This window comes from Streptomyces sp. NPDC006925, from assembly GCF_042869575.1.
GTDB lineage: Bacteria > Actinomycetota > Actinomycetes > Streptomycetales > Streptomycetaceae > Streptomyces.
In genome coordinates, this window is the sequence record NZ_JBIAGB010000001.1 from 119,294 (window position 1) to 132,386 (window position 13,093).

The 13,093-nt window shown below is 75.0% G+C and carries 8 protein-coding genes; 7 read left to right on the forward strand and 1 reads right to left on the reverse strand.

What is annotated here, in order from left to right; translation table 11 throughout:
• Window positions 1-105: 105 nt before the first annotated feature.
• Together ACFYNS_RS00590 and ACFYNS_RS00595 are read left to right on the forward strand one after the other, a co-directional pair.
• On the forward strand, window positions 106-6,339 hold the full coding sequence (locus ACFYNS_RS00590) for an SDR family NAD(P)-dependent oxidoreductase (RefSeq protein WP_388599814.1): 6,234 nt from the start codon (window positions 106-108) through the stop codon (window positions 6,337-6,339).
• The gene (locus ACFYNS_RS00595) at window positions 6,332-6,775 is read left to right on the forward strand and encodes a PaaI family thioesterase (protein ID WP_360297821.1); all 444 of its coding nucleotides are present in this window, start codon (window positions 6,332-6,334) and stop codon (window positions 6,773-6,775) included. Before ACFYNS_RS00590 ends, ACFYNS_RS00595 begins: the two co-directional genes overlap by 8 nt.
• 54 nt (window positions 6,776-6,829) lie before the next feature.
• On the opposite strand, the gene ACFYNS_RS00600 is transcribed toward ACFYNS_RS00595, so the two are convergent.
• Window positions 6,830-8,599 carry a beta-ketoacyl synthase N-terminal-like domain-containing protein gene (locus ACFYNS_RS00600; RefSeq protein ID WP_388599816.1) on the reverse strand — a complete coding sequence of 590 codons (1,770 nt, stop codon included), beginning with the start codon at window positions 8,597-8,599 and terminating at the stop codon, window positions 6,830-6,832.
• Between the two features lie 259 nt (window positions 8,600-8,858).
• On the opposite strand from ACFYNS_RS00600, the gene ACFYNS_RS00605 reads away from it, so the two are divergent.
• The 5 genes from ACFYNS_RS00605 (at window position 8,859) to fabI (ending at window position 12,997) form a co-directional block, all read left to right on the forward strand.
• On the forward strand, window positions 8,859-9,578 hold the full coding sequence (locus ACFYNS_RS00605) for a Phenylacetic acid catabolic protein (RefSeq protein WP_388599819.1): 720 nt from the start codon (window positions 8,859-8,861) through the stop codon (window positions 9,576-9,578).
• A gap of 14 nt (window positions 9,579-9,592) precedes the next feature.
• Window positions 9,593-10,705: a radical SAM protein gene (locus ACFYNS_RS00610; RefSeq protein ID WP_388599822.1), complete on the forward strand. Its 1,113-nt coding sequence runs from the start codon at window positions 9,593-9,595 to the stop codon at window positions 10,703-10,705.
• 74 nt (window positions 10,706-10,779) lie between these two features.
• The gene (locus ACFYNS_RS00615) at window positions 10,780-11,028 is read left to right on the forward strand and encodes an acyl carrier protein (protein ID WP_360297832.1); all 249 of its coding nucleotides are present in this window, start codon (window positions 10,780-10,782) and stop codon (window positions 11,026-11,028) included.
• Entirely contained in the window at window positions 11,025-12,197 is a 1,173-nt protein-coding gene (locus ACFYNS_RS00620) for a beta-ketoacyl-[acyl-carrier-protein] synthase family protein (protein WP_360297835.1), read from the forward strand. Before ACFYNS_RS00615 ends, ACFYNS_RS00620 begins: the two co-directional genes overlap by 4 nt.
• The gene (fabI, locus tag ACFYNS_RS00625; RefSeq protein ID WP_360297838.1) at window positions 12,194-12,997 is read left to right on the forward strand and encodes an enoyl-ACP reductase FabI; all 804 of its coding nucleotides are present in this window, start codon (window positions 12,194-12,196) and stop codon (window positions 12,995-12,997) included. Before ACFYNS_RS00620 ends, fabI begins: the two co-directional genes overlap by 4 nt.
• Window positions 12,998-13,093 lie beyond the last annotated feature (96 nt).

Here is a 13,093-nt window from a genome sequence, read left to right on the forward strand (position 1 = left end):
TGTTGTCGGTACGCGCCCATCGCGGGCGAGCCGCCCGGGCGGGGGTCGACACCGGGGGGAAAGCGCTCCAGGATGGACCGGCGGCGTGATCACGGGGGAGGACCGATGAGTGACGCGGACAGCGGTGCGGTGGCGGTCGTCGGCATGGCGGGGCGGTTCCCGAAGGCGCCGGACACGGAGGCGTTCTGGGAGCTGCTGATCGGCGGTGGCGACGCGGTGGGGCCGGTTCCGCCCGAACGCTGGGATCCGGCAGAGGTGTTCGACGCGAGCCGGGAGATCCAGCGGGTCGGCGCGTTCCTGGAGGAGATCGACGCCTTCGACCCGGCCTTCTTCAGGATCTCACCGCGCGAGGCCGAAGTGCTGGATCCACAGCAACGGTTGATGCTGGAGACGACCTGGCGGGCCCTGGAGGACGCCGGTGCACCCGCGGCCGGGCTGCGCGGCTCCCGCACCGGTGTCTACGTCGGCGGGCTCTGGCACGACTACGAACTGCTGCGCAAGGACCGGGGCGCCGCGGTGACCCAGCACAGCATCGTCGGGAACTCGCTGGACATCGTCTCCTCCCGGGTCTCGTACCATCTCGGGCTGACCGGGCCCAGCCTGACGGTCCTGAGCAGCTGCTCGTCCTCGCTGGTCGCCGTGCACCAGGCCTGCCAGGCGCTGCGCTCCGGCGAGGTCGAGGGAGCCCTGGTCGGCGGCTCCAATCTGATGCTCACGCCCGAGGTGACGGTCGGCCTCACCCACTTCGGGGGCCTGTCCCCCACCGGCCGCTGCCACGCCTTCGGCGCCGACGCGGACGGGTTCGTCCGCGGCGAGGGCGTCGCCGTCGTCTACCTCAAGCGGCTGGCGGACGCCCTCCGCGCGGGCGACCGGATCCGCGCGGTGGTGGCGGCCAGCGCGGTCAACAACGACGGCGGCGGCGAGAGCCTGGTCACCCCGCATCCTGCCGCGCAGCGCGACCTGCTGCGCGGCGTCTACGCCTCCGGCCGCGTCCCGCTGGACCGGCTCGCCTACATCGAGGCGCACGGCACCGGCACCGCACGCGGGGACGCGGCCGAGGCGCAGGCGCTCGGCGAGGTGCTGGGAGCGGCCCGGCACGGCCGGGCGCTGCACATCGGCTCGGTGAAGACCAACATCGGGCATCTGGAGCCGGCCGCCGGACTCGCCGGGCTCGTCAAGGCCGTCCTGGCGCTGGAGCACGGCACCGTCCCGCCGAGCCTCCACGCGCAGGTGCCCAACCCGGCCATCGACTTCGCCGGGCTGAACCTCGCCGTCGCCCGGGACCCGCTGCCGCTGGAGCCCGGCAGCTTCCTCGGCGTCAACTCCTTCGGCTGGGGCGGCACCAATGCCCACGCCGTCGTCACCACGCCGCAGGCCGCGACCGCGCGGCCGTCCGCCCGGGCCGCGAAACCGGCTCCCGCCCGGACGCCGGAGCAGGCCCGGACGCCGGAGCAGGACTCCCCAGCCGTGCGGGAGGAGCCCGGGGCGACGGTGCGGCAGGAGGCCGGCGAGCCGTTCCTGCTGCCGGTCAGCGGGCACACCCCCCGGGCGCTGGAGGAACGCACCCGCGGCATCCGGGAGCGGCTGGCCGCGGGTACGTCAGCACCGGAGCTGGCGCGGGCCATGGCCTGGCACCGGGACCATTTCGCCGAGCGGTGCGCTCTGCTGGGCCCGGGCCTGGCGGAGGTCGCGCGGGGCCGCGCCCGGCAGCGGGGCAAGGTCGCCTTCGTCTTCCCCGGCCAGGGCGCCCAGTGGGCGGGCATGGGCGCGGGCCTCTACGGGCGCGACGCCGCGTTCACCCGGGCCATGGACCGCTGTGCACGGGCGCTGGCCCCGCATGCGGCGCGCGACGTACGCGAGATGGTCACGGGCGGCCCGCCGCCGCGGGACGTGGCCGAGGTGCAGCCCGCGCTGTGGGCGATGTCGGTGTCGCTGGCCGCGGCGTGGCGGGCGGCCGGGGTGGAACCGGACGTCGTCGTCGGGCACAGCCAGGGCGAGATCGCCGCCGCCACGGTCGCGGGGGTGCTCACGCCGGAGGACGGGGCCCTGGTGGTCTGCCGCCGCAGCGACCTGCTGCGCGGGATCGCCGGCGGCGGGCGGATGCTGGCCGTGGACCTGGCCCCGGAAGCGGCCCGGCAGGCCGTCGCGGGCTTCGAGGGACTGGTCGAACCGGCGGTGTACAACGGGCCGCGCTCCTGTGTGCTGTCCGGGGACGCCGACTCGGTGCTGCTGCTGCAGGAGATCCTGGAGGCCGATGGGGTGTTCTGCCGGCTGGTCGATGTCGACTACGGCTCGCACAGCCCGCAGGTCGACCCCATCGTGCCGCGGATCCACGAGGCGCTCGCAGCCGTCGCGCCGCGCCCGGCGGACACGCCGCTGCTCTCCACGGTCGGCCTCACCTGGCTGGCCGGGCCGGAGGCCGACGCCCGCTACTGGGCCGAGAACCTGCGTCGCCCGGTGCGGTTCGCCGAGGCGGTGGCCACGCTGCTCGACGAGGACGTCACCCACCTGGTGGAGGTCAGCCCGCATCCCGGGCTCGGTCCGGCACTGCGCCAGCTCGCGGAGGAGCGGCCGGAGCCCCCGGTGGTGCTGGGCACGTTGCGCCGCGAGGAGGGCGAACACGCCGACCTGATGCGCGCGTTCGCGGAAGCCTACGTCTCGGGGCTGCCCGCGCTCGGTCCGCGCCCGACGCGGCGCCCGGACGCCGTTCCGCCGCCCTACCCCTTCCAGCGGGAGCGCTACTGGGTCGCGCCGGGGCGGCACAGCGGAGTCCGCAGCGGGCGGCTGGCCCTGGCCGAGGTGCCCTCGACCGCGGCCGGCGTGTGGGAGGGCGCCGTCGAACTGGACACGGGCACCCACCCGTGGCTGGCCGACCACCGGGTGCACGGCACGGTGCTGTTCCCGGCGGGCGGCTTTCTGGCGCTGCTCCATCAGACGCTGCACGGCGGAGCCCACGAGTCCGGATCCGCCGGGCACGGGACGCCCGTGCTGCGGGACGTGCAGCTGACCGGCGCGCTGGCGGTGGGCGAGGACCCGGTCCGCGCCGCCCTCACCTGGCGCCCCGGCTCCGGGGACTCGGGCATGGTGGAGGTGCAGTCCCGGGAGGCGGCCGCGACGAGGCCCGCGCCCGCCGCCGACACGGAGGCGGATGCCACCTGGACGCGGCACTGCCGTGCGACAGCCGCCCGGGACAGCGCTCCGCCGACCGGCGGGTTCCCCCAACACCTGCTGGGTGCCGCGCCCCTGGACGCGGACGGCTTCTACCGGGACTGCGCGGCGAAAGGCCTCGACTACGGACCCGCCTTCCGGCCCGTCGCCGGCGGCCATGTCGCCGAAGCCGCGCCGGAGGCCGGGCGGGAGGCACTGGTCCGGCTCGAACTGCCGCCCGGCAGCCGCTCGGGGACGCTGTCGGGGACGCCGCACCCGGTGCTGTGGGACGGCGTGCTGCAAGCCGCGCTGCTCGTGTACGACGGTCCGGTCCTGCCGCGCCGGGTCCGGCGGGCGGCGGTCGCGGTGACGGACGCGGACGCCCTGTGGGTGCACGCCCGGCCGGGCGCGGACGGTGAGGTCGACCTGGCGCTCTTCGACGCCGGGCAGCGCCCGCTGGGACGGCTGGAGGGAGTGCTGCTGACCGCGCTTCCCGGCGGCGCAGGCGACTCGGCGGAGACCGGGCGGCTCACCTACCGGATGCGCTTCGTGCCCCGGGAGCGGCCCGCCGCCCCGGCTGCGGAGCCGGGCGGCGCGGCCGGGGGCGGCGGGCTGCCGGGCAGGGTGGTGGCCCGCGGGCGCCCCGGGGTGCTGCCGGACGTGGCCGGGGAGGATCTGGCCGGGGCGGACACCGTGGTGTTCGTCGCGCCGCAGGAGGGCCGTGCCGGGCTGCTGGAACTTGCGGAGCTGGTCCGCCGCTGCGCGGCGGAGAACCCGTCCGCGCGGCTGGCGGTGGTGGTCCGCCGGGGCGACCCGGACGCCGGGCTGTACCCGGGGTTCGTGGCGGTCGTGCAGGCGGAGTACCCCCAGTTCGGGACGCGGCTGATCGAGACCGACACGTTCGGCACCGAGTTGATGGCGGAGTTCGCTGCCGCGGAGGACCGGGTCGTGCTGTCCGGCGGCGAGCGGCTGGTCGGGGAGCGGGTGAGCGGAGGCGCGCCCGCCGCCGCCCCGCCGTGGCGGTCGGGCACCGGCGCGCGGTCGTTCCGGCTGGGTACTCCGCGGCCCGGCGACCTGTCGGCGCTGTGCGCCCGTCCGCTGGAGCGGCCCCGGCCGGGTCCCGGGCAGGTCGAGGTGGCCATCGAGGCCGCGTCGCTGAACTTCATCGACGTGATGAAGGCGATGGCCGTCTACCCGGACGACTCCCCCGACCGGGAACTGCTCGGTCTGGACTGCGCGGGCACGGTGACCGCGGTCGGTCCGGGGGCCGGCACCGTGGCGGTCGGTGACCGGGTGGCGGCCTGCGGCTTCGGTGTCCTCGCCTCGCACGCGCTGGTCGAGGCCCGGCACACCGCCCGCATCCCGCCGGAGTTGACCGCGGCGCAGGCGGCGGCGCTGCCGATGGTGCTGGTCACCGCCTGGTACGCGCTGATGGAGGTGGCCCGGCTGGAGCCGGGCGAGACCGTGCTGGTCCACTCGGCCACCGGCGGGCTCGGGCTCGCCGCGCTGCACGTGGCCCGGCTCGCGGGAGCCGAGGTGCTCGCGACGGCCGGTACCGAGGAGAAGCGGGAGCAGCTACGCACGTGGGGTGTCGAGCATGTCTTCGACTCCCGCACCCTGGAATGGGCCGAGGGGGTGCGCGCCGCGACCCGGGGGCGCGGAGTCGACGTGGTGCTCAACTCCCTGCCCGGAGCGGCGATTCCACTCGGTCTGGAGGCGCTGGCCGAGGACGGGCGGTTCGTGGAGGCCGGGAAGCGCGACATCCATCGGGACACGTCCGTCGAGCTGGGTGCGTTCCGCAAGGCGGTGTCCTTCACCGCCGTGGACATCGCCGGGCTGCTCCGCCGTCGCCCCGAACGGTTCGCCTCGCTCCTGGCCACCGTGTGGGCGCGGGTGACCGGCGGGGAACTGCGCCCGCTGCCGGTGCGCGAGATGCCCTTCGCCGAGGCGCAGGAGGCCTTCCGTACGCTCTCCCGCGGGCGGCACACCGGCAAGCTCGTGCTCACCGAGCCGACCGGAGGCGGCACGGTCACCGTCGCCCCGCAGCCGCTGCCCGAGGGACGGTTCCGGGCCGGGGGCACCTACCTGATCACCGGCGGGCTCGGGGCGCTCGGCATGTCGCTCGCCGAGTACCTGGCCGCCTCCGGAGCCGGTGCCCTGGCCCTGGTCGGGCGCTCGGCGCCCCGGGACCCGGCGCGGGTCGAGGCGCTGCGCGAGCGCGGCGTCCGGGTCGGAGTGTGGTCGGCGGACGTGGCGGACGCGGCGCGGATGCACACGGTGCTGGCGGAGGTGCGCGCGCAACTGCCACCGCTGTGCGGGGTCTTCCATGCCGCGGGGGTGCTGGCGGACGCGACCGTGGCGAACCTGGACGGCGCTCTGCTGACGCGGGTGCTGGGGCCCAAGGCCGACGGCGCACGCGTCCTGCACGAGCTGACCGAGGGGGACGCGCTGGACCTGTTCGTCCTGTTCTCCTCAGCCGCCGCGTTCGTGGGCACGGCCGGGCAGGCCGCCTACGCGGCGGCGAACAGCTCGCTGGACGCGTTGGCAGCGGAGCGTCGGGCGGCGGGGCTGCCCGCGCTGAGCGTGCAGTGGGGGCCGGTCTCCGGAGCGGGTATGGCCACCGGAACCGGGCGCGGGGACCGGCTCGCCGCCCGTGGGCTGGGCAGTGTTCCGGCCGAGGTGTGCTGGCAGGCGCTGCGGCGGTATCTGGAGTCGCACGAGGCGCAGGTGGCCTGCCTCGACCTCGATCCGCGGCGCTGGCTGGAGTCCTATCCGGCGGCGGCCGCGCTGGCGAGCTGGCAGCCACTCGCAGCGGCCGGCGGGACGGTCGCGCCGACGGAGCTGCGGAGCATCCCGGCGGCGCGGCGGCGCGAAGTGGTGGAGGCGGAGGTGCGCCGTACGGCGGCGGCGGTGCTGCGCCTGGCGCCGGAGAAGCTGCCGCACGAGGTGCCGCTGCGCGCCCTCGGGCTGGACTCGCTGATGTCGCTGGAGCTGCGCAACAAGCTCGAGGCGTTCCTGGGCGTGCGGCTGAGTCCGACGCTGCTGTGGAAGTACGGCACCCTGGCCCGGCTCGCCCCGGCGCTGTCCGAACTGGTGGCGGCCGAACCGGAACCGGGAGGGGAGGCGGAGGCGGGACCGGGGCCCCGCCCCTCGGCTGCCCCTGCTCCGCACGAGGCGGGGGCCCATGGGTGACCGGCCGGTCCTCGGGCCCGCGGAGATCCGGGAACTGATCGCCGAATATCTGCCCGACCCGCCGGGTGTCGACCTCCTCGACGTCGGGCCCGGCGGGCTGGTGTTCGCCGCCGGCCCGGCGGGGCTCACGGTGCGGCCCGGTGGCACCGTCTCCGGGCCCGCCCTGTTCGCGTTCGCGGACGTGGCGGGCTATCTGGCGGTCAATGCCTATCTGGGCAGGACGCCGTCGGCGATGCTCACCTCCAGCAGCATCAGCTTCCTGGAAGCAACCGAGCCGGAGCGGCTGCACGCGCGCGTCGCGCCCGAGCGGATCGGCCGGCGCACGGCGGTCGTCTCGGCCCGGGTCGAGAGTTCGGACGGGTGTCCCGTCGCCCTGGCCACGCTGCACTTCTCGTTTCCGGGGAGGCGGAGCCGGCCCGGCGCGGGCGCGCACTGAGGGCGGGAGCGGACGCCCGCGCGGCAGTGCGCCCTACGGCGGTCCGGCCACGGATCAGCGGCTGGAGTAGGTCGTCCGCTCCCACGGATAGCCCGGCAGCGCGGTCATGCCGGCGCGGGTCGCACGCTCCTGGGCGGTGCCGTCCGCGCTGCCGCGCGGGAGGTGCTCGGCGGCCTCCAGCATCCGCACCCGCGGGTGGTCCCGGCCCGCCGCCAGGGCGCGCAGCGCGTCCACGGCCTCCTGCGGGCCCGCCGCGGTGATCCAGGCGGCCCGCCGCAGACGGGTGCGCCCGTGGTGCGCGGTCGCGGCGAAGGCGGCGTATCCGTCCCCGGCGGACGCGGCGTCCGCGGGCTCGGCCAGTCGTCGCGCGTACCGGCCCGCCAGGGTGCGCAGGGCCGCTTCGGTGTGCGCGTACACCGGGAACCCGCCGGCCGGTGCGGGAGCCGGTGCGGGCTCGGCGGTGGGGCGGGAGAGGACGACGTGCGCGTTGGTGCCGCTCATCCCGAAGGAGCTGACGGCCGCGCACCGGCCCGCCGACGGCTCCCAGGGCCCGGTCTCGGCCGGTACCGTCAGGCCGCTGCCGTCCAGGCGGATCCGGGGGTTGAGCGTCTCGAAGTGGGCCTGCCGCGGGATCTGCCGCCGCTCCAGACAGAGCAGCGCCTTGATCAGGCCGAGGATCCCGGCGGCGGCCTCGGCATGGCCGAGGTTCGCCTTGACCGATCCGACATGCCAGGTGCGCCCCGGCGAGTCCAGGGCGGTCCTGGCGGCCTCGATCTCGATCGGGTCGCCCAGCGGGGTGCCGGTGCCGTGCGCCTCCAGGTAGCCGATGTCGGCACCGGTGAGGCCGGCCGCGGTGAGGACGCCCTCGATCAGGGTCTGCTGGGCCAGTACGTTGGGGGCGGTGAACCCGGAGGAGCGGCCGTCCTGGTTGACCCCGCTGCCCTCGATCACCCCCAGGATCCGGTCGCCGTCGCGCTCGGCGTCGGCCAGCCGCTTGAGCACCACGACCCCGGCGCCCTCGCCCCGGACGAACCCGTTGGCGCGCGCGTCGAAGGGGCGGCACCGGCCGTCGGGCGAGAGTGCCTCGGTGCGCTGGATCTCCGCTGTCGACCGGGGCGCGAGCACCAGGTTGACGCCGCCGGCCACGGCCACGTCGCAGTCCCCGGCGGCCAGCGCCCGGCAGGCCGTGTGCACCGCCACCAGCGACGACGAGCACGCGGTGTCCAGCGCCAGGGCGGGGCCCCGGAGGCCGAGCGTGTAGGCGAGCCGACCGGCTGCGAAGCAGTGGCCGTTGCCGATCAGCCAGGAGGCGTTGGGTTCGCCCTCGTCCCAGAGCCGGTGGTCCTGGCCGGTGATGCCGACGTAGACCCCGGTGCGCTCGGCGACGTCCTCCGGGGGCAGGGCCGCGTCCTCGAACGCCTCCCACACCACTTCCAGCAGCAGCCGGTGCTGCGGGTCGAGGCTGCGCGCCTCCCGCGGGGAGATGCCGAAGAACCGGGCGTCGAAGCCGAGGACGTCGGGCAGATAGCCGCCGCGGGTCAGCAGCCCTGCCCAGCCGCCGGGGAAGAGGCGGCGGCGCTGCTCCGGCAGCTCGCCCACCAGGTCCTGCCCCGCCGACAGGGCCTGCCAGTAGGCGTCGCGGTCGGCGATGCCGCCGGGGGCGCGCAGACCGGTGCCGACGACGGCCGTCCGCTGCGCCCCCCGCAGGGCGGCCAACTCGCCGCGCAGGGCGCGGATCGTCTCCATGGCGCGGCGCAGCGGCCCGGCGGGCGTCTCCGCGGCCGCGCCGGGCGGGTGGGCGTCCGGCTGCTGGGAAGTTGACATCGGCCGTGACGCTAGCAGGTGGCGGTGGCGTTTCCAGCCCCGCACCGATCGATCGAACTCGCCGTGCACCGCGTCCAGTTGATGCAACACATCCACATCCCGGTCCTGGATGTCAAGGCTGTTCCTGGCAGCGTGCGTTGTGGCACTGTGTGCTTGAGGGACAACGGGGGGTCGGTCCGGGCCGTGCGCCGCGTCGTGCGGCTGTCGCGATCGTGCTGCTTCCCGCACGTCGGCACGAGGCAGAGCTGAGAGGTCGCTTATGACGATCGCGGTCCTGGACGACGAGGAAGTCGTGGTGCGCACCCCGGACGAGTTCCACCGGATGCCCCGCGACTACCAGAAGATGCTGATCAGTCAGGTCACCATCAACACCGAGGGCGAGCTCTCGGGCGGTGACGACTATGTACAGATGTTCCTGCCGCTGGCGCCGGACGCCGAGGAGCGCCAGGTGTGCGCGGAGCGGGCCGCCGAGGAGTACGACCACTACAAGATCGGCAAGCGGGTGCTGGCCGATCTCGGCATCGACACCACCTACATGGAGACCCAGGCGGTCTCCGAGCGGATGCTGTTCGCGGACGAGCGGATGCACTCCTGCACCACGTGGGCCGAGCGGGGGGTGTACTCCTACATCGGCGAGGAGACCGCCATGGTGATGCTGCGCGAGTTCGCGGAGAGCAGCTACAAGCCGTGGGCGGAGGCCGTCCGCACGATCATCCTGGACGAGAAGATCCATATCGCGCACGGCGCGCGGGTCTGCCGCAACCTCGCCACCACCGAGGAGGGCCGCACCGAACTGCAGGCCGCGCTGGAGCGGCTGTGGCCGATGTTCGTGGGCATCTTCGGCAGTGCGAACACCAAGCGCTCGAAGCTGGCGGTGCGCTACGGGCTGCGCCGGACGACCAACGGCGAGGCGATCGAGCTGTGGCGGCAGAAGGTCGGGCCGCGCGTCGCCAACCTGGGCCTGCGCGTGCCGGAATGAGCCGGGAGGCAGCCATGACCACAGCAGTACACATCACCCCGCGCCCGCCCTCCCGCGCAGAGTCCAAGGCACGGCTGCGGGGGTATCTGGCGGACCGCCCGGACCTCGCGGCGCGGCTCAAGGACGTGCGCAGGATGGGCGCCCGGGTGCGCGGGTGCGAGGTGCACCTGACGACCGCCTGCAACATCCGCTGCAAGGGCTGCTGGTACTTCGAGGGCGGCTTCGACACCGCGGTCCGGGAGACCTCCGACCCGGGCCTGATCCGCGCCTTCGCGGAGAAGCTCGCCGCGGACGGGGTCACCCAGGCGACCCTCATCGGCGGAGAGCCGACCCTGGTGCTGGACCGGGTGCGTCCCTTCGTCGAACATCTGCCGTATCTGACGATCTCCACCAACGGGCTGCGGCCGCTGCCGATGGACGGTTTCGAGAAGGTGGCCGTCGGCATCAGCCTGTTCGGCGGCGGGCCGCTGGACGACGAACTGCGCGCGCACCGGCCCAACGGCTCCTCGTTCACCGGCCTGTTCGAGAAGGCACTGGGTCACTACCGGGACGATCCCAGGGTCACGTTCGTCTTCGCCCTCTCGGAGGAGGGGCTGCCGTACATCGAGCCGACGGTGCGGGCGATCCGGGACAACGGCAACCAGGTGACGTTCAACTTCTACAGCGAGCACGGCTCGGACAGTCCGCTGCGGATCGAGAACGAGCAGCACACGCTCGCCGAGGCGCTGCGGGTCGCCGAGTCGTATCCGGAGGCCGTGGTCGCGCACCCCTACTTCATCGAGACGCTGATCACCGGGCGCACCCACTGGGGAGGCCGGTTCGGCTACGACGTGTGCCCCAGCATCAGCGTCGACCTGCCGGAGCACGAGCAGCGCGTGGCCAACGGCAATCCGGTACTGGACGGTTTCGCCGTGTACGGCGCCGACTACGAGACCCTGCAGTTCTGCTGCACCTCGGGTGACTGCGACGGCTGCCGCGACAGCCAGGCCGTCTACAGCTGGCTGATGGTCAGCTTCCACTGGTTCCTCGACAGCGTGCAGCGGTTGGAGACCTGGCTGGACCTCGCCGAGAGTTACTGGCGCCAGTGGTACTGGGCGCAGTCGCACGCGCCCGCCTTCGCCCGCTGAACCCCCGCCGCGTCGGCCCGCGGCACCCTCTGCCTCTCCCCCGTCACAGCAGCGCACCACACCAAGGAGCAGCCATGTCCCAACCCGTCACCGTCGAGGCCGTACGGGACCTGATCCGCACGGAGCTGGTCGACTCCGGAGTCGAGGAGGAGACCCTCACACCCGACGCCAAGTTCGACGACCTCGACATCGACTCGCTCGACGCCGCGGAGCTGATGTCCACCCTCAAGCGGGAGTACGGCGTCACCATCCCGCGGCCCGAACTGGCGGAGGTCACCGTGGACCAGCTCGCCCGGCGGGTCGTGGAAGCGGCCGCGCGTTGACGGTCGCGGTCGCCGTCACCGGCGTCGGCGCGGTCACCCCGCTCGGCGTCGGTGCCGCCCGGCTCGTCTCGCGGCTGGTCGCGGGCGGAACCGGGATCGACGGCGGTGAGGCGCGGTGCACGGATTTCGACGCGCGCGACCACCTGTCGGCACGCGACCGCAAGCGGAACGCCCGGTTCGCGCAGTTCACCCTCGTCGCCGCCGAGGAGGCGGTGCGGCAGGCGGGCTGGGACGACGGACTCCCCTATCCGGCCGAGGACGTCCGCTGCGTGATCGGCAGCGGGCTGGGCGGTGGCCCCGAGGTGCTGGCGGCACGGTCGGCGAGTCCGCTGACGGTGCCGCTGGCGATGCCCAACAGCGCCGCAGCGAGCCTCAGTCGCCGCTACGGCATCCGCGGCGAGTCCTCCGCGCCCGCGGGTGCCTGTGCCGCCGGGGCCCAGGCCATCGGCCTCGCCGCCGGGGCGATCCGCCGGGGCGAGGCCCGGGCGGTGCTCGCCGGCGGCGCAGAGGCCGCCTGCGTGCCGCTGGTGCGGGAGTCCTTCGCACAGGCCGGCGCCCTCTCCCCCACCGGCCGCTGTGCCCCCTTCAGCACGGACCGGGACGGCTTCGTGATGGGCGAGGGCGCGGGAGTCCTCGTCCTGGAGGACGCGGCCGGGGCCCACGCCCGGGGCGCGCGTGTCCTGGGCCATGTCCGGGGCTACGGGGCCGGCTCCGACGCCCACCACGTCACCGCCCCGCCGCCGGACGGCGCACCGGCCGCGCACGCCGTCTCGCTGGCGCTGGCCGACGCCGGTGCCGCCCCCGAGGACCTGTGCTATCTCAACGCGCACGGCACCGGCACCCCGCTGAACGACGCGTCCGAGGTCCGTTCGCTGGAGCTGGCCCTGGGCGCGGCCCTGCCGTCGGTGCCGCTCTCCTCCACCAAGGCCGCGACCGGCCACCTCTTCGGTGCGGGCGGCGCAGTGGAGGCCATCATCACCCTGGCCGCGCTGCGCGACGGGCTCGCCCCGCCCACCCTCGGCCTGGCCGCTCCCGACCCGGATCTGGGGCGGCTGTCGCACATCCGGGCCGCGCGCACGCTGAGCGCCGGGCCGCGCGGCCGGCTGGGGCTGTCGAACTCGCTGGGCTTCGGCGGCCACAACAGTGTGCTGGTCCTGGAGGCGCCGTGAGCACATACGACCTCACCGGCCGGCGGTATCTGGTGACCGGGGTGACCAATCAGGAGTCCATCGCCTGGCATGTGGCGGCCGCGCTGCAGCGGGCGGGCGCCGAGGTGGTGCTCAGCTCCTTCGGCCGCACGGCGCGGATCGCGCGCAAGGCCGCCGCCCGACTGCCCCGCGAGCCGGACGTGCTGGAGCTCGACGTCACCGACGAGGAGGACTTCGCCCGACTCGCCGAGGAGCTCCAGGCGCGTTGGGGCGCCGTGGACGGGGTGCTGCACAGCGTGGCGTACGCGCCCGCCGACGCGGTGAGCGGCGCCTTCCTGGAGACCCCGGCGGCCGGCGCCCTGCGGGGCTTCCAGGTCTCGGCCTACTCCCTGCAGCGCCTGGCGGCCGCCCTCGCCCCGCTGCTGTCCGGCTCGGAGCACGGGGGCAGCGTCGTCGGGGTGACCGTGGACAGCTCCCGGGCCCTGCCCGGCTACGACTGGATGGGCGTCTTCAAGTCGACGCTGGAGGCGGTCGCCCGCTACCTGGCCGCCCACCTGGGTCCGCGCGGGGTGCGGGTCAACCTCGTCGCCTCGGGGCCGCTGGAGACCCTCTCCGCGCAGGGCATCGGCTCGTTCGAGGCGCTCGCCGAGCACTACGAGCGCTGGGCGCCGCTGGGCTGGGACCGCACCGATCCGGGGCAGGTCGTGGGCGCGGTACTCTTCCTGCTCTCCGACCTCGCCGCGCACACCACCGGCCAGATCCTGCACGCCGACGGCGGGCTGCACGCCGTCGCGGGCGGAATCGGCGAACCCCCTCGGTGACGTACCGCTTAACGGTCATTAACATCGACCGGGTGACGTCGGTGCGCGGCGTCGGCAGACACGAACATCGGCGGCGGTGCCCGCACCGCGACAGCC

Bases quoted from the DNA above. Each gene is read 5' to 3' on its own strand.
- ACFYNS_RS00590 (WP_388599814.1), top strand. From the start codon at position 106: ATGAGTGACGCGGACAGCGGTGCGGTGGCGGTCGTCGGCATGGCGGGG.
- ACFYNS_RS00610 (WP_388599822.1), top strand. From the start codon at position 9,593: ATGACCACAGCAGTACACATCACCCCGCGCCCGCCCTCCCGCGCAGAG.
- ACFYNS_RS00605 (WP_388599819.1), top strand. From the start codon at position 8,859: ATGACGATCGCGGTCCTGGACGACGAGGAAGTCGTGGTGCGCACCCCG.
- ACFYNS_RS00595 (WP_360297821.1), top strand. From the start codon at position 6,332: ATGGGTGACCGGCCGGTCCTCGGGCCCGCGGAGATCCGGGAACTGATC.
- ACFYNS_RS00600 (WP_388599816.1), bottom strand. From the start codon at position 8,599: ATGTCAACTTCCCAGCAGCCGGACGCCCACCCGCCCGGCGCGGCCGCG.
- ACFYNS_RS00615 (WP_360297832.1), top strand. From the start codon at position 10,780: ATGTCCCAACCCGTCACCGTCGAGGCCGTACGGGACCTGATCCGCACG.